Here is a 22257-nt window from a genome sequence, read left to right as displayed (position 1 = left end):
GTCGCCTTGTGATGGTGCACCCCCTCAGTCCCGCTTCGCGGGACAGCTCCCCCTTCAGGGGGAGCAAGGAAATCGCATGCGCCGAGCGCATTCCGCCCCTGCGTTCCTGCGCCCCCTTTAGGGGGAGCTGGCGGCCGGAGGCCGACTGAGGGGGCGCTTGCGGCCGGGATTCGGTGTCTCTCCCTCCGTCCGCCTTCAGCGGCCACCTCCCACGTCAGAGGGAGGCAGAGCCGGGGTACAGGTCACTGGCCTTCTGCGAGAAGGTCGGTGATGTGTGTGGCTTCAAGGCGCACCGAGGGAAGGCGTGCGAAGGCACGTCGACCGAGGAGCAACGCCGAAGACACACCATCACTGGCCTTCTTCTTCGACTTCTTGTTCGAGGTTGCCTAGGTAGAGGGAGATGACTTTGGGGTCTTCCAGGAGGTCTCGGCCGCGGCCGGAGTAGGCGTTGCGGCCTTGGTCGAGGACGTAGCCGCGGTCGCAGATCTGCAGGCAGCGGCGCGCGTTCTGTTCGACGATGATGACGGAGACGCCGGCCTTGTTGACCTGGCGCACGCGGATGAAGGTCTCGTCCTGGAGCATCGGCGACAGGCCGGCGGAGGGCTCGTCGAGGAGCAGCACGGACGGGTTCATCATCAGGGCGCGGGCCATGGCGACCATCTGGCGTTCGCCGCCGGACAGGGAGCCGGCGAGCTGGTCCTTGCGCTCCCCCAGCTTGGGGAAGATCGAGCACACGTAGTCGAAGCGTTCGTTGAACTTCTTCGGTGCCTGGTAGGCGCCCATGTGCATGTTCTCCGCGATGGTGAGCGAGGGGAACACGTTTTCGGTCTGCGGTACGAAGCCGACGCCGAGGGAGACGAGCTTGTCGGCACGCAGGTTGGTGATGTCCTCACCTTTCAGGATCAGGTGCCCGGAGTGGATGTGGACGAGTCCGAACAGTGATTTGAGGAGCGTGGATTTGCCGGCGCCGTTCGGGCCGATGATGCCGACGATCTCGCCTTCGTGGAGGGTGAGGGATGCGCCGTTGAGGATGTTCACGCCGGGGATGTAGCCGGCGACGAGGTCGACGGCGTCGAGGAGGGGTTCGCCTTCCGGCTCGCCCACGTGGATTTCGGCGCGCGGGCGCGTGTCGGTCGTGGGCGCGGCGGGCGCGGTCAGTGTTGCGGTGTCAGTCATCGTATGGCCTCCTTGACCCCCTCAGTCCGCTTCGCGGACAGCTCCCCCTGAAGGGGGAGCAGGATGTTGGGATACCCGCCCAGTCCGGCCGAACCGGACAGCTCCCCCTGAAGGGAGCGCATAGTGTCGGAACCGGTCATGTCAGTGTTCCTCGCTTTCCTTGAGGTCCATCACCGAGTCGTCGCCGAGGTCGATGTTGGCGTGGGCGCCGAGGTACGCGTCGATGACGGCGGGGTCGTTCATCACGCTCTTCGGCTGGCCTTCGGCGACGATCTTGCCTTCGGCCATGACGGTCACCCAGTCGGCGATGTGGCGGACCATGTTGATGTCATGTTCGACGAACAGCACGGTGGTGCCCTCCTCGCGCAGCGACAGGATGTGGTCGAGCAGCGACTGCTTCAACGCCGGGTTGACGCCGGCCATCGGCTCGTCGAGCATGACGAGCTGCGGGTCGCTCATCAGCGCACGCGCCATTTCGAGCAGCTTCCTCTGGCCGCCGGAAAGCGAGCCGGCGAAATCGTCCTTCTTCTTGATGAGCAGGAAGCGTTCGAGCAGCGCCTCCGCCTTCTCGATGTTCGCCTGCTCCTGGCGACGCCACAGGCCGGGCACGAGCGCGCGGAACAGGCCCTCGCCGGGCTGGACGGGCGCGCCGAGCAGCATGTTGTCGAGCACGGTGAGGCGGCTCATCACCTTGGTCAGCTGGAACGTGCGGACCATGCCCATGCGCGCCACCTGTTCGGGGTGCACGTGCGCGAGATCCTTGCCGTCGAACCGCCACGCGCCCGTGTTCGGGGCGTCGAAGCCGGTCATCAGGTTGAAGAACGTGGTCTTGCCGGCGCCGTTCGGGCCGATCAGCGCGGTGATGCCGTGCCGTTCGATCTCGAAGTGCCTGACGTCGACGGCGGTCATGCCGCCGAACCGGCGCGTCACGTTGTCGGCCACGAGGATCGGATCGGGCTTGTGCACGCCGGGCTCGTTCTTGACGAACTTGAGATCCTCCTTCACCTTGTCGCCGAACGCGGTGGAGATGAGATGCTCACCTTCCGGGGCCTTGGTGGCCCATTTGGCGAGGTCGTGGAACGGCTTGTTCCTGAGTGGTTCAGCTGTGTTCTCAGACATTGAAGGCCAGCTCCTTTCGGTCTCCCAGCAGACCCTGCGGTCTGAAGATCACCAGGCACATCAGTGCGACGCCGACGATCACCCATCCGAGCGATTCGACCTGGTTGGAGGAAATGACGGTTTCGGGGATCGCGCCGCGCATCAGTTCCTTGACGAACGTGAGTAGCACCCACAGCAGGCAGGAGCCGATGATCGGCCCGAAGATCGTGGCGGCGCCGCCGAGCAGCAGGATCGTCCACGCGTAGAACGTGACCGCGCGTCCCAGCGAATCGGGCTGCACGGAACGCGGCAGGACGAAGATGATGCCGCCGAGCGCGCCGAAGATGCCGCCGATGATGAGCGCCTGCATCTTGTAGACGGTGACGTTCTTGCCGAGCGAGCGGATCGCGTTCTCATCCTCGCGGATGCCCTTGAGCACGCGGCCCCACGGGGAGCGGAACCAGCGCCAGCACAGCACGGCGGCGATCGCGACGAGCACCCAGGCGACGATGCGCAGCCACCACGAGTTCGCGATGTTGTTCGAATACGTCCAGAACAGGAACGTGGTCGAATCGTTCGGCAGCGGCGAAAGGTTCTCGAACTTCGTGGTGAAGTCCTGCGGCGAGATGCCGGCCGAGCCGCCGGTGATCGTCGTCATCGCCGTGGAACGGCCGATGATGCGGATGATCTCGGCCGCGGCGAGCGTGACCATGGCGAGATAGTCGGGCCCGAGCTTCAACGTCGGGATGCCGAGCAGCAGTGCGTAGATCACGGCGAGCAGGATCGCGGCGCACACGGAGGTGAACAGGTTCGCGCCCATCGACTGCGTGATCGCGAAACCGTACGCGCCGAGCAGCATGAAGCCCGCCTGGCCCATGTTCATCAGTCCGGTCATGCCGAAGTGGATGTTCAATCCGATGGCGGCGAGCGCGTACGCCGCCGTGGTGGGCGCGATGAGCTCGCCCAGCGTGTTGGTGATGATGGTCATGATGTCCATGTCTCAGCCCACCCTTTGCTGTTTGCCGAAGATGCCCTGCGGGCGCACCAGCAGGACGATGATGAGGATCGCCAGCGCGCTGGCGTATCGCATGTCGTTGGGGATAACGAGCGAGCTCATGTCCGCGACGATGCCGATGATCAGCGAGCCGACGAGCGCGCCGTTCGCGGTGCCGAGGCCACCGAGCGTGACGGCGGCGAACATGAGGAGCAGCAGCGTCGCGCCGGTGTTCCACGAGATGCCGTTCAGGTAGACGCCGAGCAGTACGCCGGACAACGCGGCCATCGCGCAGGAGATGATCCACACGATGCGCACGACCTGTTCGACGTTGATGCCGGATGCGGCGGCGAGCGCGGCGTTGTCGGAGACGGCGCGCGTGGCGCGGCCGAGTCGCGTCCGGTAGAGGAACAGGCTCACGCCGACAATCGCGACGATCGCGATGGCCGCGGAGATGAGCGTCGGCGAATCGGTGGTGATCGGGCCGACCTGGAAGCTGTTCGGCACGGATTTGACGATGCCTTTGATGTCGCCGCCGAAGAAGAACTGGAACAGGTATTGCAGCGCCATCGACAGGCCGATCGTGACGATCATCTGCTGCATGGTGCCGACGTGCTTGCGGCGCAGCGGCGCCCACACGATCTCGTTCTGAATCCAGCCGGTGAGACCGCCGATCGCGATCGCGACGATCGCGGCGGGCACGAGCGGCCAGTGCAGGATCTGCGTGCCGACGAACGCCATGAGGCCGCCGAGCGTGACCTGCTCGCCGTGTGAGAAGGAGCTCAGTCCGGTGGTGCCGTAGACGAGATTCATGCCGACGGACATGAGGCCGAGCATGAGGCCGAAGATCACACCGGAGTAGAGCTGCTGCCAGAATCGTGCGCCGATGTTCGAGCCCGCGCCGCCGGCGTCGGACGAGGCCGGCGCGGTCGAGGAGGTCGAGCCGGACGCGCTCGAACCCGAACCGGATTTGCCGGACGCGGTGCCGGAACCGGAACCGCCCGACCCGCTCCCGGCCGGTGCGGGCTTGTCGAAGCGGACCACCTGGCGGGCCGCGTCGAAGCTGTTCTTCTCGACCTTGACGGTGGCGGTCGCGGCCTTGAGTCCGTGCTCCTTGGCGACGGACTCGTCCATCGTGACGGTGTACGAGCCGTCCTTGCCGACGCTGAACGCCCAGTTGCCATTCGCGTCGGTCGTGGTCGTGGCGCTTTCCGCGCCGGTGAGCTTCAGTTCGACGCCGGCGATCGGCTTCTTGGACGCGTCCTGCAGGATGCCGTTGACGCATCCGTTCGTGGCGGACGGGTTGCATGTGGGGACGGCTTCGGCCGCCTGGGCTTGGTTGGGTGGTGTGAAACAGAACGCCATCAGTAGGGTCAATGCCGCCGCGCAAAGCGACGAGCGCAACAATCCCATTCGACGACGCCGTTCGATGTTCTTCACGGCTGTCATGTGAATGTCCTCTCTGGATTTGTCTCACAACCTAGAGAGGCAAACAGCGCTCACCGTTATGCCATGATTTCCCGCGAGTTACCGTGAGGCCCGCATATTACCCGAGTATGTCGCGGCGCCGCGTTTGGTTTCACGGGCATTACAACATGTCGCCCACGTTACAGAATCGGGGCGCGTGATGGCCCCCTCTGACGAGGGGGCTCCCGGCGAAGCCGGGTGGGGGAGAGATACCGGGAACGTTACGTTCCAGCTATCTCTCCCTCCGTCATCGCTACGCGATGCCACCTCCCTCGTCAGAGGGAGGCGAAGAAGATGGGTCTCCTCCTCAGAGGGTGTCGGATATCGTCATGCGCCGAGGGAGGCGAGCCACCAGCCAGCGGCGACGCACAGAATCGGCACGAGAATCGTCATCGCGCAGTAGAACGCGGCCATGCGGTGGCGGCCGGCGCGCGCGAGCGACACCATCTCGTTGATCGCGGTGGAGAACGTCGAGAATCCGCCGAGGAATCCGGTCACGAACAGCAGATACGCGTGATGGTCGACGGTGGCGGACGCGTAGGCGCCGGCGGCGATGCCCGCGCAGAACGTGGCGATCACGTTGATGATGAACGTGGACAGCGGGAACGCGCGGCTCCACCAGCGCTGCACCGACGTGTTCACGATGAAACGCGTCACCGCGCCGACGCCGCCGCACAGGCAGACAAGCAGGAACGTCATCGCGTCGCCTCCCGTCCGTCGCCATGCGACAATCCGTCCTGCGACGGTCCGGCGTGACGCGCGGCGTCGTCGCGACGCTCCTCGCCATGCGCGTCGCCGGTGACGGGATCGCCGACCATCGGAATCTCATCGGTGACCGGCGCCGGCTCGAACGACGGAATCGCCGATCCGCCGACGAAATCACCCGAAACACCGGAATCATCGGAAACACCGGACGCCGCCGACGCCGCGACACGCGGCACGGCAGGCGGCAACGGCTGACCATAATCACCCTCCGGCGGCGTGGACGCCTTGATCTCGACCGGACCGGACGCCGGATCGCCGACCATGATCGGCTTGTCGGCGAGCGCGACGCCGTCGACGTCACGCTTCGGCGCGGCGTGCGCAGGACCCGCCGCGCCGGAAGCGGCGGCGAGCGCATCGGCGACGACGCGCGCGGAGCGGCGCGAGGACGCCGCCAGCGCGAGACGCACGCCCGTCGCGGCGACGATGAGACCGCCCGCGAAACTGGCGAACATATAGAAGAGGAAGCCGCCGATTTGATCGGCGTGAATGGAGATGAGCTCCTCGATGACCATCGCGGACAGGGTGGAGAAACCGCCGCACATGCCCATGCCGATGCCGCGCGAGGCGAGCTGTCGCACGCGTTTGCGGATCCACGCGGCTTGCGACATGTAGGTGGAGACGAACGCGAAGACGAGACACGCAATCATGTTCGCGAGGAACGTGGCCGTGTGGAACGCGCTGAAGAAACCGTGCGCGGCGGCGGGCGCGGGCAGCAGCAACGACAGAGCGTAGCGCATGGCGGTGCCCACGCAGCCGCCGACGAACACGACGAGATAGATCATGCCGTCGGCGAGCGGATTGAACTGCGCCTGCACGCGCTTGGCGGGGGCGAGCGGAATCGCGGGAGGGGCGGGCGCGGCGGCGGCGCCCTGCGGATGCGGCACACCCGCCGCGTACGAACGGGCGTGCGCGGCGGTCATCTCCTGCGTCGCCGGATCAGGCTCGGCGAAATATTCGGGCTGTTCGGTCGTGACGGCCATATCGGCTCGGCGGACGGGCCGGCGTCAGTCGATGAGCGAGTGGACGGAGATGATGTGGTCGCGCTGCGGGCCGGTGCCGATCGCGGAGATGCGGCAGTTGCTCAGCTCCTCGAGACGCTTCACGTACGCCTGGCAGGTGGCGGGCAGCTCGTCGAAGCTGTGGCAGCCGGAGATGTCCTCGTCCCAGCCGGGCATGGTCTCGTAGATCGGCTTCGCGGCGGCGAAGGCGGCCTGGTCGGTCGGCATGTCGTCGTGGCGTTCGCCGTCCACGTCGTAGGCGACGCAGATCGGAATCTCCTTGAGGCCGGTGAGCACATCGAGTTTCGTGAGCACGATGTCGGTCAGGCCGTTCACCTGGCTCGCGTAACGGTTGACGACCGCGTCGAACCAGCCGCAGCGGCGCGGGCGGCCGGTGGTCACGCCGAACTCGTGGCCCTGCTGGCGCAGCCATTCGCCGGACTCGTCGAACAGCTCGGTCGGGAACGGGCCCTCGCCCACGCGGGTCACGTACGCCTTGGAGACGCCGATCACGCGGGTGATCTTCGTGGGGCCGACGCCGGTGCCGGTGCAGGCGCCGCCGGCGGTCGGGTTGGAGGAGGTGACGAACGGGTAGGTGCCGTGGTCCACGTCGAGCATCGTGGCCTGGGCGCCCTCGAACAGGACGGTCTTGCCTTCGTCGAGCGCCTTGTTGAGGATGAGGCCCGTGTTGGCGACGTACGGCTTGAGACGCTCGCCGAGCTTCAGGAGCTCGTCGGTGGTCTGGTCCACGTCGATGGCGCGACGGTTGTACAGCTTGACGAGGATCTGGTTCTTCTGGTGCAGGCTCGCCTCGACCTTGTCGTGCAGGTGGTCGGCGTTGAACAGGTCGTGCACGCGGATGCCGACGCGGTTGATCTTGTCCGCGTAGGCGGGGCCGATGCCGCGGCCGGTGGTGCCGATCTTGTGCTTGCCGAGGAAGCGTTCGGTCACCTTGTCGAGCGTGCGATGGTACGGCGCGATGATGTGCGCCGCCTCGGAGACGAGCAGGTGGGAGCAGTCGATGCCACGGGCCTCGAGGCCGTCGATCTCCTCGAACAGGACCTCCGGGTCGACGACGACGCCGTTGCCGATCACCGGGGTGAGATGCGTGTTGATGATGCCGGAGGGCAGAAGGTGCAGCGCGTACGACTCATCGCCGACGACGACGCTGTGACCCGCGTTGTTGCCGCCGTTGAAACGCGCGACGTAATCGACCTTCGTGCCGATCAAATCCGTGGCCTTGCCTTTGCCTTCGTCGCCCCACTGGGCGCCGATCAGAACGATTCCAGGCATGATGCACCTCCGCAATTGCATGATTTCCGCATGATTCCGCCGGGGAACAAGACTACCTTACGGCCCCTACGGTGGCGCGCGGCGTCTCGTTTGGGGGAAGACCCTCCGAGGTGGAATCCGTGAGACAAGCGGCCCGGCGGACCGTTGGCAGGCGACGTTGCGGACGGCCGGCGCAAGAAATCCCGGGAATACGCCCTATCGTCCGGGATTCCTTGCACTGAGATGACGCCAGCGCAAAGAATCCCGGAAAACAACGGCCTCGTCCGGGAATGGTTGTACTGACCTTGTCTCAGCGCAACTATTCCCGGACGAGAGGAAACGAGCAGACCATCGGGCATACATGTTGGCCCATAGCCTGATTTCGTTTTCTTGGTTGGCAGGGGTACTTTCCCGTCATTCTCCGAGCGTAACCGGCGTATGAGGGGTACATGACCGGGGGAATATCTCGGTTTGTGCCGGTGCAGATGGCACCATGTCGGCGTGTGGACTCGGAATAATCCGGGTCTGATACCCCTCGCAACGCAGATACGCGCTCGAGACAGCAGAGATGTACCCCTCCCGAGCGAGAAACCGCGCTCAACCATAAACCCGCGCTCGGCTTTCTGAACAGTCGGTCAAGATTACAAAAAGGAAACCCCTCCGCGGGCTGCGCCGCCCGGAGAACAGTCCAGTGGACTGTTCTTAGGCGCAGGTCGGCGAAGCCGACGACGGCCGGCCGACACATGGGCGGGAATCAGTAAAAGAAAAACCCTCCGGGGCCAAGCCGTAAAGCGAACGGTCCAGTGGGCCGTTCGCAGGCTTGGGTCGGCGAAGCCGACAGCTGCCAGCCCGGCGGTCGGGCGGGAATCAAGTAAAAGAAAAACCCTCCGGGGTGGAATCCGGAGGGTTTGTGGAGCTGATGGTAATCGAAACCACGACCTCTTCGATGCGAACGAAGCGCTCTACCAACTGAGCTACAGCCCCTTGGTTTGTTGTCTTGCTCCGCAGGACAACTCGACCAATATTATCCCGCGTTCAGGATTTCGCAACCCGACACGCCCGGGAAATTGAAGATCGCTCGCGATCGCACAGCGACCACCCGGCGATCACTCCGCCTCAGCCACGTGGTGCGGAGCCGGCTCGGCGGTCTCCCCCTTCTTCTTGCCGAACTTCGCCTTGACGAGGCCGACGATCGTCGGAATCAGCGAGACGGCGAGAATCAGCACAATCACGAGCTCGAAGTGCTTCTGCACGGCGGGGATGTTGCCGAAGAAGTAGCCGAGCAGCGTGAACAGGGACGACCAGATGAAGCCGCCAAGCACCGAGAACGGCGTGAAGCGGCGCCAGCGCATGCCGGAGATGCCGGAGATGAACGGCATGAACGTGCGGATGAACGGGAAGAAGCGGCCGAGGAACACGGCGAGCGGACCCCACTTCTCGATCATCGCCTCGGTCTTCGCGATGCGCTCCGGCGTCATGGCCTTGACCTTGCCGGAGGCGATGATGCGGCGACCGAAGAAGTGGCCAATGAAGTAGTTGCACTGGTCGCCGATGATCGGTGCGCACCACACGACGGGCAGCAGGTAGTGCAACGGCAGCGCGACCTGGCCGGTGGCGACGTCGGGCGCGGCGAACACGCCGGCCGCGAACAGCAGGGAGTCACCGGGCAGGAACGGGAAGAAGACAACGCCGGTCTCGATGAAGACGATGAGGAAGATGAAGCCGAGCGTGGGCGCGACGCCCATCGCGATCCAGCTGGCGATGGCCGCGCGCGGATCCTTCAGCAGTTCGATGATGAAATGTACAAAACCCATGGATTTTCCGTGTTTCCTATGCTCTCTTGTCTTATGCGGACTGCCTCTCGGAGAGGTCTCGCGCAGACGGATAAGGGGCCGCCGGCAATCGGACGGACGGCCGCGAATCAACCGCCAATCACCATACCAGCAGCCCCTATAAGAAATGACTAAGAGACCGCGCTTCCGGCCGCGTCACGCCTCGGCGGCGAGCGCGGCGAGGCGCTTGCGCACGATCGTGTCGATCGCCTCCGCGTCGACGCCCGCATACCCGTCGATCGACGTGAACTGCGGCCCGTCCGACGTGTCGGTGCGGATCGTGCACGTCTGCGCGATGACGGTCGCCCCGGACGCGGCACCGGCGGCGAGGCCGACGGGCGTGTCCTCGAACACGGCGCAGGAGGCCATGTCTTCGGGCGCGATGCCGAGGCGCGAGGCGGCGAGCAGGTACGGTTCGGGCGACGGCTTGTGCTTGGCGTCGTCGTCGCCGCACACGTAGCCGGAGAACAGGCCGGGCGCGGCGGCGAGCACGTTCTCGACGATCGGGCGCGGCGAGGTGCTCACCAGCATGGTCGGGATTCCGGCCTCCTTGAGCGAGCGCAGGGTGTCGAGCACACCGTCGATCCACGGCATGTGCATCTTCTCGTGTTCGAACACGTAGGCCTTGAGCTGCACGTCGATCTCCTCGACGCTCAGCGTGCACCCGTGTTCGATCATCTTGCGGGCCACGTCGGGCACGGGCGTGCCGGAGCATTCCCAGCCGAGATCCTCCGTCCAGTGGCCTCCGTTGGCCTCGGCGAGTTCGATTTCGCCGTCGTGCCACAGCGGTTCCGAGTCGATGAGCGTGCCGTCGAGATCCCAGAACACGGCTTTGAGCTGCATGGTTCCTCCATCCATCACGGTTGGGCGGGTGCGTTTCCATGTCCATCTCACCAAAGCGCGGCGACAGATCCGCCGCGACACGCGGCCCGGCGCGCGCGAGCGCGACGCGGTCCGCGCAGGTCGCAACGTGATTGCGATTTCCGTGGACGATTGCGATATTCCGTGCGACGGTACGACGGTCACGCGATGACGCGATGGCGACGGCGATGATGCGATGACGCGATGGCGACGGCGATGATGCGATGACGACGGTCACGCGGCGATGATGACGTGACGATCGATTGCGCGATTCCCGATGCCGCCGAGACACCGACGCCGGCAAAGGACGGCAAACCCCGTGATGGCGATGGAAGGGGTTACAATATCCAGCAAACGTCATGGGAACGCTCACAATGGGGTGCCGCATGACGGGAACAGCGGACACGGCGACGAGGCGACTCCCGCACGGAACAGCTCCATGGAACGGCTCCACGGAACGGACGACCCACGGAACGGGATGGAAGACCCGGACCGACGGCACGACGACCGGCGAATCACCCGAACGCGCCCACCGCAACGGCAACAAGAAGAAGGAACCGCATGCACGAGAACAAGGGCGCGCCGAAGCGGACGCACCTATGGCAACGCAACCAGACCGGTAAAGCCGACCAGACCGGCCAGACCTACCAGACCGCCACTTCCCCGGCCCACGACGCCGCGGGCCGCAACCTGCGCCGCGTCACCGCCGCGCTCGCCTCCCTCGCGATGCTGGGCACGTTCGCGGTCGCCACGGCACCCGCCACCGCCGCGACCGCCGCGTCGCCGACCGACCCGGTCGACGTCACCGTGGACGGCGCGGACGTCGCCGCGGCGGCGAAGAACCGCAACGGCCTGACGTTCAAGGGCTTCGGCGTACTGTCCGCCAACTCCACCAGCTCGCTGCTGATGGACTACAAGGCGCAGAGCCCCGAGGCCTACTGGCGGATCATCACCACCTTGTTCGGCGGCGACCATCCGCTGATGAACACCGTCAAGATCGAGATGGGCAACGACCGCAACAACTCGACCGGCCCGGAGCCGGCCACGATGCGCTCGGCCGACGCCTACCCGAACGTGGCGCTGGAGCCCGGCTTCCAGCTGGCCGCCGACGCGATGAAGGTCAATCCGGACGTGCGCGTGAGCATCCTGCGCTGGCGCTCCCCCGCCTGGGTCAAGAGCAACGACGACGTGTACACGTGGTACAAGAACACGATCCTCGCCGTCTACCGCCAGTACGGCTACATGGTGGATTCGGTGAACCCGCACATCAACGAGACCGCGCCGGACCTCAACTGGACCAAGGAGTTCTCGAAGCGCGTCAAGGCCGACGAGACCGGTTTCGTCGGCGCGGGGACGGTCAAGGACCTGGACGGCAACGACGTGCCCGCGTGGAAGGACGCGACCGAGAAGAACCTGTTCCACCGCATCCGCGTCGTCATCTCCGACGAGGTGAGCACCGGCTCGTTCGGCGACGACATGCTCGCCGACAAGACGCTGCGCGACGCGGTGGATATCTCCGGCTACCACTACACCACCGGCGACCAGGGGAACAACTTCAAGACGCTCGCCGACGACTACGACAAGGAGATCTGGAACTCCGAGGCGCAGGCCACCTTCTCCAACACCGCGGACCGCGTCAACAACACCGTGGACTCTGCGTCCGGCGAGAACGCGGGCGACCGCAAGGGCACCGGCATCGGCGGCATCAACTCCGCGCTGGAGATGGGCAACTGGATCGTCGCCGGATTCGACCATTCGCGCCGCACGATGAACGTCTACCAGCCGGCCATCGGCTCGTTCTACGACGGCTTCCAGTACTCCTCGAAGGAGCTGCTGAGCGCGCGCGACCCGTGGAGCGGCTGGACGTACTACGACGGCGGCCTCGCCGTGCTCGAGCAGATCGCCGACTTCAGTACGATGGGCTACGAGACCGACGCGGACGATCCAGACGCGAACGGCGTCTGGCGCGGCATCCCGCAGGCCTCGGCCAGCGGCCTCAAGGACGGCAATCCGCCGGGGCGCGGCACGGGCTCCAACACCTCACGCGGCGGCGCCTCCTCGTACATGACGCTCGCCGCTCCGGACGCGAAGGACTTCTCCACCGTCATCGTCAACGACAGCGCCACCACGAAGACCTACCGGATCACCGCGAAGGACATGAAGCTCGGCGACGACAAGACGATGGAGCTGTGGCAGACGACGGCCGCCGCCAAGGGCGAGGCCTACGACGCGAACTACGTGCGTCTGCGCGAACAGATCCAGCCGGACGCGAACGGCACGTACACGGTCACCGTGCAGCCGTGGAGCATGCTCACCGCCACGACGCTCGACCGCGGCGCGACAGTCGGCGAGCGCATCAGCCGCCTGCCGCGCTCCGAGGAGTACACGGACGGCAAGCGCGCGGTGCTCGACACGGACGCCACCGGCGACCGCCAGGGCGTGACCGACGACGATACGCTGTACGCCGACGACTTCGAGTATCAGGGCAAGACGGTCGTCTCCTACGATCCGAAGACCGGCAAGGACGTGACGCAGGATTACCTCGCCTCCCGCGGCGGCGACACCGGCGCCACCCCGCGCTACACGAACGACACCAACGGCGCGTTCGAAGTGGTCAGGACCGACGACGGCAACCATGTGATGCGCCAGCAGGTGGGCCCCGGCATGGCGCAGGGCTCGTTCAACGGCGGCGCATGGAACGGCGGCGACCCGCAGACCACGATCGGCGACTACCGTTGGGCCAACTACGAGGTGAGCGCCGACGTGCTCTTCGAGGACGGCGGCTACGCGACGCTCGGCGCACGCCAGATGGGCGGCAACAACTCCGGCAACGGCACGTCCGCCGCCGAGATCAAGCTCTACCCGGACGGCCGGTGGTCGATGCGCCGCTACGGCGCCGAGGTCGCCTCCGGCAACGTCGCCTCGAACGCAAAGGTCGGCTTCCACAAGGGGTCGAACGTGTGGAACAGGCTGTCCGTCAAGGTCGCCGGCGACACCTACACGGTCGGCGTCAACGGCGTGGACGTCGCCACCTACCAGGACGCCTCGCCGCAGTCCAACGGCCGCGTCCAGCTCGGTTCCAGCTACGATTTCGTCCGCTTCGACAATCTCAAGGTGACGACGCTGCCCGGCTACACGCCGTACTACACGGACGTGATCGACGGCATGCATCAGACCAGCTGGGACGATTCCTCGACGCCGATCCTACAGTATGACGGCAAGTGGGATCATCTCATCGGCAAGGGCATGTTCGAATGGCTGCGTACGTCCGATACCAGCACCGGCAAGGGCGCGACGATGACCTACACGTTCGACGGCACCGGCCTCGACGTGATCGGCTCCAACGGCGGCAAGGCCAAGCTCGACGTCACGGTCGACAGCAAGCCGGTCGCGAAGGGCGCCGCGACGCAGAGCGGCGGCAACCTGCACACGTCGTTCCGTCTGCGCGGCCTGGCCAACGGCCGCCACACCGTCGCGCTCACGACCGCCACCGACGACGCGTTCAACATCGACGCCGTCGGCGTGGTCAAGGCGGACGCCGCGACCGCCGCCGGCGTGGACGTCGCCGCGCTGAAGACGCTCGTCGACTCCTACGCCGACCTCGACGCCGCCGACTGGAACGCCGACAGCTGGGTCGTGTTCGCCGCAAGCCGCGACGCCGCGACCGTTGCCCTCGCCGATCCGGCCGCCTACGGGCTCGACGCAGAGGGCGCGGCCGCGTTGACCGCGCGACTCAAGGCCGCGCGCAAGGCGCTCGTCGACAAGAACATCGCCGCCGAGACGCAGGACCTCGGTTTCACCGGCCACGCCGTGACGAAGACCGACGCCTCCACGCTGCCCGCGAAGCTCGCCGTCAAGGGCGAGACCGTCGACGTCACGTGGGACGAAGACACGGCGGAGATCCTCAAGAACACGGCCGACTACACGAAGGCCACGATCACCGGCGTCACGAAGACCGCCCTCGCCGACGGCATGAAGTACCGCTTCACCGCGCAGGTCGAGGCGGTCCCCGCCAACGTGACCTACTTCATCGACTCGAACGGCGCGGAGAACGCGCCCGAATACGCGGCGGTGAAGCAGGCGGCCACGCTGTCGAACGACAAGTTCGACCAGCGTTCCGACGGCACGACGTGGGGCTACGACGCGACCGGCCTCAAGGCGAAGAGCTACGCGGGCGACCTCGCCGCCAGCGACAAGACCGACACCGGCTGGTACCAGGACGGCGACACGCTGACCTACTACCTGCCGCTCAAGGCCGGCACGTACAAGCTGACCGCGGGCGCGCGCGAATGGTGGAACCAGACGCGCGAGATGTCGCAGACCGTCAAGGCGGCCGACGGCACGACGCTCGCCACCGGCGCGAGCATCAAGCTCGGTTCCTCCGCGCAGACGGCCACGGGCACGGTTGAATTCTCCGTCCCCACCGACCAGACCGTCACGTATACGCTCGGCAAGGTCGGCTCCCAGAAGCCGGTCATCAGCTGGCTCGCCGTCGCCGAGAACACCGACTACGGCTTCGTCGGCGCGACCGTCAAGGGCGAGGCGCTGCCGAAGCAGGTGACGGTGAACGGCGCCACGGTCACGGTCAAATCGTGGAGCGAGGAGTCGGCCGCCGCCGTGAACAACGCCGACGACTACACGAAGGCCGCCGTCTCCGGCGTCACCGCCGAGGGCAAGACGTTCACCGCCGAGCTCGAGGCGCTGCCCGCCGACGTGCGCTACTTCATCGACTCCGGAACCGCGCAATCACCCGAATACGCGGCGGTGAAGGCCGTCGTGCCGGACCTGCTCAACGACGCCGCCGACCGCACGTCGGACGGCACGTCGTGGGGCTACGACGCCGACGGCGTGAAGGTGAAGGGCGGCACCGACTCGAACGACAAGTTCAGCACCGGACTGTACGCCGAATCCGGCAAGGACATCACCTACCGCCTGCCGCTCGAGGCCGGCTCGTACACGCTGGAGGCCGGCTTCCACGAATGGTGGCAGTCGCGCAGCATGAAGGCGTACGTGCGTGACGCGTCCGGCAAGGAGCTCGCCTCCGGCAACATGGACATGTCCGGAGCCGGCGACTCGAAGACGCTGCCGGTCGAGTTCACGCTCGACTCGGCGCAGACCGTCACGTTCACGGTCTCCAAGGTGAGCGCCGACCCGGTCCTGAGCTGGCTCGCCATCGCCGGCAAGGCCAAAGAGACGCCGACGCCGAAGCCCGCCGACAAGACCGCACTGGACGCCGCGATCACCGAGGCGCTGACGAAGCGGGAGGCGGACTACACGGCCGCCAGCTGGAAGCCGTTCGCCGCCGCGCTGGACGCCGCGCGGAAGGTGGCCGACGATGCCGCCGCCACGCAGCAGCAGGTCGACGACGCCGCGAAGGCGCTGACCGAGGCGACGAAGGCGCTCGTCAAACGTCCGTCGGTCGAACCGACCACGCCGGCCGACAAAACCGACCTGCGCACGCTGGTCACACGGATGCGCGAACTGCGTGAAGGCAGCTACACGCCCGACAGCTGGAAGCCGTTCGCGGCCGCGCTCAAGCGGGCCGAGACGGTGCTCGGCGACGATGACGCGACGCAACAGCAGGTCGACGACGCCGCGGCCGCGCTCGAACAGGCCTACGGCAGGCTGCAGTCCGCCGGCGACGGCGGCAACAGCGGCGACAACGGTGGCAACGAGGGCACGGGCGATGAATCCGGTAATGGTTCCGGTAACGGCAATGGTTCCGCCGGCTCCGGCGCGAACGGCGGCACCGTGAACGGGTCGAACGGCACGAACGACACGAACGGGTCTGGCGCGGCGCTGTCCGCGTCCGGCGCGTCCGTCGCCGTGGCCGCGATCGCGACGGCCGCGCTGGCGGTCGCCGGCATCGCCGTCACCTTCGCGCGTCGCCGCGCGCGGTGAGCGGCGCACGGTGGGAGTCGCGTGTGACGCGACGCGCGCGACTCCCGTGACATGAGCATGGCCCGATGGCACGTCTTCCGACGTGGCCATCGGGCCATTTCGTTACGTTGTGGTGCGTTCCGTCACGTTGTGTGCGGATTTACGTTGTGTGCGGATCGCGCGCGTGACGTGGCACGTTCAGCGCCACAGCACGATCGATTTGGAATCGGGGTCGGCGTCGACGCGACGATGCGGGCGACCGGGCAGTTCACGCGTCTGCGTGCGGATCGCGCGACGCCACATGCGTGCGCTGTTGGACCGCTGCATCTCGATGATGTCGCCGTCGCGGCCGGCCGCGAACACGCTCTCCTCACCGGCCGACTGCAATCGACGGACCTGACGACGCAGCTGGCGGTTCTCCTCCTGCAACGTGAGGATGCGGGTGATGCCGGACAGGTTGATGCCCTCCGACTGGCTCAATCGCTGCGCCTGCACGAGACGGTCGATGTCGCGCAGACAATAGCGGCGGGCACCGCCTTCCGTGCGCTGCGGCGTGACGAGACCGACGCGGTCGTACTGGCGCAGGGTCTGCGGGTGGATGTCGGCGATCTCCGCCGCCTGACCGACGGTGAACACCGCCAGATCGAGGTCGAAGCCGGCGTCGTCGGCACCGTCGAGATCGGCGCGGCCGAGCACGATCGCCGCCGCGCACATCGCATACAACTGGCGCACCTCACGGGCGATCCTCGCCATCATTCACCTCCTGACAACGGGCTCACCGCGGAATGTAGTCGCCGGCGGCCTTGTCGAACTCCTTGGCGGCGTGCTTGACACCGAGACCCGGCTTGGCGGGCACCTGGATCATCACACGACCGACGAGGTCGCCCGGGGTGTTGCCGGATTGCACGCCCTTGCCGGAGATTCGCACTTCGGCACCGCTGGACGAGCCGGCGGGCACCTTGAACGTGACGGTCTCGCCGTCGATGTCCTTCGCCTCGACCTTCGCGCCGGCGACGGCTTCGGCGACGCTCACGGGCAGGTCCATGACGAGGTCATGACCGCGCATCGTGAACTTGGAGTCGGGCTTCACGTTGACCTGCAGGTACAGGTCGCCGTGCTTGCCGCCGTTGACGCCTGCATGGCCCTTGCCGGCCAGACGGATCTTCTGCCCGTCCTTCACGCCGGCGGGGATGTGCGTCTTGAACTTGGAACCGTCGACGGACAGGGACACGGTCGCGCCCTTCGCGGCCTGACGCAGGGTCAGGCTGATCTTCGAGTTGCGGTCCTTGCCCTTCTGAGGTTTCGGGGTCTCCTCGTAGCCGCCGTACGCGCCGGCGTCACCGTACGCGCCGTAGGGCGAGCCGCCCTGCGCGCCGGCGCCGGCCGCGCCGCCGAACATCGAGAAGATGTCGTTGAGGTTCGGATTGCCGCCGCCGGACGTGGAGAAGCGGATGCGGGAGCCGTTGCCGCCCATGCCCGAGCCGCCGCCGAACATCGAACCGAAGATGTCGGAGAATCCGGAGGCGTCGAAGCCGCCCTGACCGGAGCCGCCGGCGAAACGGGCGCCGCCCATGCCGAACTGGCGGATCGCATCATACTTCTGGCGCGAGTCCTTGTTGCTCAGCACGTCATAGGCTTCGGAGATGTCCTTGAACTTCTCCTCCGCCTCCTTCGTCTTGTTGAGGTCGGGATGGTACTTGCGGGCCAGCTTGCGGTAGGCCTTGGTGATGTCGGAATCGGAGGCGTCCTTGGAGACACCAAGGACTTTGTAGAAGTCTTTGCTCAGCCATTCGTTCTCAGCCATTCATGTCTCCTTTCGTGTTGAAGTCTTGTATGTATGATTCGGCCCCCTCTGACGAGGGGGCTGTCAGCGAAGCTGACTGGGGGAGAGAAACCTCAGCCGTCACGTTCCGACCATCTCTCCCCCACCCGCTTCGCGGGAGCCCCCTCGTCAGAGGGGGCCTGCACGACGTCAGTTGTGCGGGGAGGCGACGACGACTCGGGCGGCGCGGATCACGCGGTCACCGATGCGGTAGCCGGCCTCCACGACCGTGTCGACGGTCTCCTTCTCGGCGTTCGCGTCCGGCTTGTGCAGGATCGCGTCATGCTTGGTCGGGTCGAACTCCTCGCCGGCCTCGCCGAACTTCTCGACGCCGAACTTCTCGAACGCCTTGTCGATCTTCGCGGCGACGGCCTTGAACGAATCGTCCATCTCGCTGTTGGCACGGATGCGGTCGATGTCGTCGAGGGCGGGCAGCAGCGCGGTCAGCACGTCGATGATGCCGTGCTCGCGGAAGCGCTCCTGCTCCTTCTTCGCGCGGTTGCGGTAGTTGATGAACTCCGCGCGCTCGCGCTGCAGGGCCTCGAGGTAATCGGCGGCCTCCTTCTTGGCCTGGCCCAGCGGGGTCAGGGTGTCGGAGTCAGCCTTGGCGTCGGCGGTCTCTCCCTCAGTCGCGGCGTTCGCCGCGCCAGCTCCCTCGTCAGAGGGAGCCGAAGAGGAGGCCGCGGCATCAGCCGCGTCCGTTCCCTTGTCGGAGGGATCCGAAGAAGGAGCCGGCTTCTGCGCGGCGGCGGCCGCGTCGGCGGGGGTGTCGGCCGGGGCCGACGAGCCCGCCTCGCGGGCGTCGTCGGCGTCGGGCAGGTCGTTCAGGTAGTCGTCCTTGTTGAACTCAGCCATCGGACGGGACCTTACTTGTTGTCCTTGTCGTCGTCGTCCACGACCTCGGCGTCCACCACGTCGTCGTCACCGCCGTTGGAGGCGGAACCGGCGCCCGCGGCACCGGCGGCGCCGGCCGCACCGGCCGCACCGGCGGCATCCGCCGCGCCCTGCTGGGCGTAGAGGGCCTGGCCGATCTTCTGGGCGGAGGTCATCAGCTCGGTCTGAGCGGTCTTGACCTTCTCGATGTCGTCGCCCTTGAGGGCTTCCTTGAGGGCGTTGACCTTCTCGGTGACCTCGTTGGCGACCTCATCGGAGAGCTTCTCCTTGTTGTCGGCGACGAGCTTCTCGGTCTGGTAGGCGAAGGCCTCGGCCTGGTTGCGGGTCTCGGCGTCCTCCTTGCGCTTCTTGTCCTCGGCCTCGTGGGCTTCGGCCTCCTTGACCATGCGGTCGATCTCGTCCTTCGGCAGGCCGGAACCACCGGTGATGGTCATCGACTGCTCCTTGCCGGTGCCCTTGTCCTTGGCGGACACGTGCACGATGCCGTTGGCGTCGATATCGAAGGTGACCTCGATCTGCGGGACGCCACGCGGGGCCGGAGCGATGCCGGTCAGCTCGAAGGTGCCGAGCGGCTTGTTGTCGCGGGCGAACTCACGCTCGCCCTGGTAGACCTGGATCAGCACGGACGGCTGGTTGTCCTCGGCGGTGGAGAACACCTCGGAACGCTTGGTCGGGATGGCGGTGTTGCGGTCGATGAGCTTGGTCATGATGCCGCCCTTGGTCTCGATGCCGAGGGAGAGCGGGGTCACGTCGATGAGCAGGACGTCCTTGCGGTCGCCCTTGATGACGCCGGACTGCACGGCGGCGCCGACGGCGACGACCTCATCCGGGTTGACGGACTGGTTTGCTTCCTTGCCGCCGGTGAGCTCCTTGACGAGCTCCTTGACGGCCGGCATACGGGTGGAACCGCCGACGAGCACCACGTGGTCGATCTGGCCGACGGAGATGTTCGCGTCGCGCAGCACGTTGTTGAACGGCGTGCGGCAGCGGCCGAGCAGGTCGGAGGTCATTTCCTCGAAGTGCGCACGGGTCAGGGTCTCGTCCAGGTGCACCGGGGTGCCGTCGGGCGTCATGGCCAGGTACTGCATGGAGATGGAGGTGGAGGTCGAGGAGGAGAGCTCCTTCTTGGCCTGCTCCGCGGCTTCCTTCAGACGCTGCAGGGCGATCTTGTCCTTGCTCAGGTCGATGCCGTACTTGTTCTTGACTTCGGTGACGAGCCAGTCGATGATCTTCTGATCCCAATCGTCGCCGCCGAGGTGGTTGTCGCCGTTGGTGGCCTGCACCTGGATGGTGGAGAAGCCGTCCTCGTCCTTGCCGATCTCCAGCAGGGAGACATCGAAGGTGCCGCCGCCGAGGTCGAAGACCAGGATGCGCTCGTCCTCCTTGCCCTTCTCGAGGCCATAGGCCAGCGCGGCCGCGGTCGGCTCGTTGATGATGCGCAGGACGTTCAGGCCGGCGATCTTGCCGGCGTCCTTGGTGGCCTGACGCTGGGCGTCGTTGAAGTACGCCGGGCAGGTGATGACGGCGTCGGTGACCGGCTCGCCGAGGTAGGCCTCGGCGTCCCTCTTCAGCTTCATCAGGATCTGCGCGGAGATCTCCTGCGGGGTCCACTTCTTGCCGTCGATCTCGACGGTCCAGTCGGTGCCCATGTGACGCTTGACGGAGGAGATGGTGCGGTCGACGTTGGTCACGGCCTGACGCTTGGCGACCTCGCCGACGAGGATCTCGCCGGACTTGGAGAACGCGACCACGGACGGCGTGGTGCGCGCGCCTTCGGCGTTGACGATGACCGTGGGCTCGCCGCCTTCGAGGGTGGCGATGCAGGAATTCGTGGTGCCCAGATCGATACCAACTGCACGTGCCATAATGTGTGCTCCTTTTGTTCTTTGTTCGTTCTTACGTTCTTCGCTCAGGTTCCGGATGCGATCGGTGCGGCCCGATTGCCCGGCCCTTTGCCGTTCCAAAACTTGAGCCTACACCACTCAACTTCCACTCCGCAAGTTTTATTCCCACATTCGCCACAAAATCTTGAGCACATCCCACTCAAGTTCGAAAACACGGACGGCGACGGCAACGTTCGCAGTATGATGGAACGCCACACGGCAACGCACGCACGAGGAGGAGGACACCATGGGCAAGGCCGATATCCACGACGTGGCCAAGGCGGCCGGGGTGTCCATCTCCACCGTCTCGCGCGCGTTCACGCGCCCCGAGCTCGTCTCCGCGAAGACCCGCGCCAAGGTGCTCGCGGTGGCGGACCAACTCGACTTCAACATCTCGCGTTCCGCCACCGCGCTCAAATCCGGCCGCACGAACCGCGTGGCGCTGCTGATGAACGAGGAAATCACCAGCTGGTTCAACGCCGAGGTTTTCGCCGGACTCGAATCGGCGATGCACCCGGCCGGCTACGACATCTCCCTGTTCCAGCACATCGACACGGCGGAGAACCGGCGCGAGTTCTTCACCAACCTGCCGATCCGCCGCAACGTGGACGCGGTGGTCGTCGCCTCGTTCGCCATCGACCCGCACGAGGTGGAACAGCTCCGCCGCATCCACGTGCCGATCGTCGGCATCAACACCCCTTCCGACGAGGGTCTCGACGCGTCGGTCGGTATCGACGATGAGGAGGGCATGCGCAAGGCGACACAACATCTCATCGGTCTCGGGCACCACCGCATCGTCTACCCATGTTCGGAGGCGGTGAAGAATCTGGACGCCTCGATCGACGCCCGCACACGCGGGTTCGTCCGCGCATGCGAGGAGGCGGAAGGCAAGCACGACATCGACTGGCAGGTGCTCACCGTGCCGCGCGGCCCCGAATTCGTGGATTCCGCGCTGGCGGCCCTGCTCGCGCTCGACGAGTTCCCGGACGCGATCTGCTGCCAGATGGACATGATGGCGATTCCACTCATGGTCAAGCTGGAACGCTACGGTCACCGCACGCCGCGCGACTATTCGATCGTCGGCTTCGACGACAGCCCGTATGCGGACACGCTCAACCTCACCACGATGCGGCAGGACCCGTACGCGATGGGGCGCAAGGCGGCGGAAAAGGCGCTCGATCTCATGCAGGGCAAGACGCTCGACGCCCCGCACGAGACGGTCGAGGCGCAGCTCGTCCTACGCGGCACCGACGCCCCATACCACGACTGAACCGAACCGTCACGGACGCCCGCCAGTCCGCACCTCCAGCAGGCA

The 22257-nt window shown here is 66.2% G+C and carries 15 protein-coding genes and 1 tRNA gene; 2 read left to right on the top strand and 14 right to left on the bottom strand.

The annotated features are described in order from the left end of the window. Nucleotides 1-348 precede the first annotated feature (348 nt). The 10 genes from AC1AYX_RS09105 to AC1AYX_RS09060 all read right to left on the bottom strand — a co-directional run bounded on the left by AC1AYX_RS09105 (nt 349) and on the right by AC1AYX_RS09060 (nt 10445). A complete protein-coding gene (locus AC1AYX_RS09105) occupies nt 349-1176 on the bottom strand; it encodes an ABC transporter ATP-binding protein (RefSeq protein WP_476503178.1) in 828 nt (275 codons plus the stop codon). 141 nt (nt 1177-1317) lie between these two features. Continuing rightward, a complete protein-coding gene (locus AC1AYX_RS09100; RefSeq protein WP_476503177.1) occupies nt 1318-2295 on the bottom strand; it encodes an ABC transporter ATP-binding protein in 978 nt (325 codons plus the stop codon). Next, on the bottom strand, nt 2288-3271 hold the full coding sequence (locus AC1AYX_RS09095; protein ID WP_476503176.1) for a branched-chain amino acid ABC transporter permease: 984 nt from the start codon (nt 3269-3271) through the stop codon (nt 2288-2290). Before AC1AYX_RS09095 ends, AC1AYX_RS09100 begins: the two co-directional genes overlap by 8 nt. 3 nt (nt 3272-3274) lie before the next feature. Then, complete coding sequence (locus AC1AYX_RS09090) at nt 3275-4717, bottom strand: ABC transporter permease subunit (RefSeq protein ID WP_476503175.1); 1443 nt, start codon at nt 4715-4717, stop codon at nt 3275-3277. A gap of 345 nt (nt 4718-5062) precedes the next feature. Then, nucleotides 5063-5434: a fluoride efflux transporter FluC gene (locus AC1AYX_RS09085; protein ID WP_476503174.1), complete on the bottom strand. Its 372-nt coding sequence runs from the start codon at nt 5432-5434 to the stop codon at nt 5063-5065. After that, nucleotides 5431-6480, bottom strand: a complete 1050-nt coding sequence (locus AC1AYX_RS09080) for a fluoride efflux transporter FluC (RefSeq protein WP_476503173.1) — start codon at nt 6478-6480, stop codon at nt 5431-5433. The genes AC1AYX_RS09085 and AC1AYX_RS09080 overlap by 4 nt, the downstream gene beginning before the upstream one ends. 24 nt (nt 6481-6504) lie before the next feature. After that, nucleotides 6505-7791, bottom strand: a complete 1287-nt coding sequence (locus AC1AYX_RS09075; RefSeq protein ID WP_476503172.1) for an adenylosuccinate synthase — start codon at nt 7789-7791, stop codon at nt 6505-6507. Between the two features lie 890 nt (nt 7792-8681). Further along, nucleotides 8682-8754 (bottom strand) — tRNA-Ala (locus AC1AYX_RS09070). 122 nt (nt 8755-8876) lie between these two features. Beyond that, entirely contained in the window at nt 8877-9584 is a 708-nt protein-coding gene (locus AC1AYX_RS09065; protein ID WP_476503171.1) for a DedA family protein, read from the bottom strand. A 174-nt stretch (nt 9585-9758) separates the two neighbouring features. Further along, nucleotides 9759-10445 carry an HAD family hydrolase gene (locus AC1AYX_RS09060; RefSeq protein WP_476503170.1) on the bottom strand — a complete coding sequence of 229 codons (687 nt, stop codon included), beginning with the start codon at nt 10443-10445 and terminating at the stop codon, nt 9759-9761. Nucleotides 10446-11024: 579 nt separating this feature from the next. Between AC1AYX_RS09060 and AC1AYX_RS09055 the strand changes: the two genes are divergently transcribed. Continuing rightward, nucleotides 11025-16364 carry a 3-keto-alpha-glucoside-1,2-lyase-like domain-containing protein gene (locus tag AC1AYX_RS09055; RefSeq protein WP_476503169.1) on the top strand — a complete coding sequence of 1780 codons (5340 nt, stop codon included), beginning with the start codon at nt 11025-11027 and terminating at the stop codon, nt 16362-16364. A gap of 177 nt (nt 16365-16541) precedes the next feature. Here the strand turns inward: AC1AYX_RS09055 and AC1AYX_RS09050 are convergent, their stop codons facing one another. The 4 genes from AC1AYX_RS09050 to dnaK all read right to left on the bottom strand — a co-directional run bounded on the left by AC1AYX_RS09050 (nt 16542) and on the right by dnaK (nt 20924). Next, entirely contained in the window at nt 16542-17096 is a 555-nt protein-coding gene (locus tag AC1AYX_RS09050) for a heat shock protein transcriptional repressor HspR (protein WP_476503195.1), read from the bottom strand. A gap of 22 nt (nt 17097-17118) precedes the next feature. Continuing rightward, nucleotides 17119-18147, bottom strand: a complete 1029-nt coding sequence (locus AC1AYX_RS09045) for a DnaJ C-terminal domain-containing protein (protein ID WP_476503168.1) — start codon at nt 18145-18147, stop codon at nt 17119-17121. Nucleotides 18148-18315: 168 nt separating this feature from the next. Then, nucleotides 18316-19020, bottom strand: coding sequence for a nucleotide exchange factor GrpE (gene grpE, locus AC1AYX_RS09040; RefSeq protein ID WP_476503167.1), 705 nt, complete (start codon nt 19018-19020; stop codon nt 18316-18318). A gap of 11 nt (nt 19021-19031) precedes the next feature. Beyond that, nucleotides 19032-20924, bottom strand: a complete 1893-nt coding sequence (dnaK, locus tag AC1AYX_RS09035) for a molecular chaperone DnaK (RefSeq protein ID WP_476503166.1) — start codon at nt 20922-20924, stop codon at nt 19032-19034. A 265-nt stretch (nt 20925-21189) separates the two neighbouring features. Between dnaK and AC1AYX_RS09030 the strand changes: the two genes are divergently transcribed. Next, nucleotides 21190-22212, top strand: a complete 1023-nt coding sequence (locus AC1AYX_RS09030) for a LacI family DNA-binding transcriptional regulator (protein ID WP_476503165.1) — start codon at nt 21190-21192, stop codon at nt 22210-22212. Nucleotides 22213-22257: the final 45 nt, after the last annotated feature.

Source organism: Bifidobacterium sp. LH_419 (genome assembly GCF_056356955.1).
This window is presented reverse-complemented; position numbering and strand designations above follow the sequence as displayed.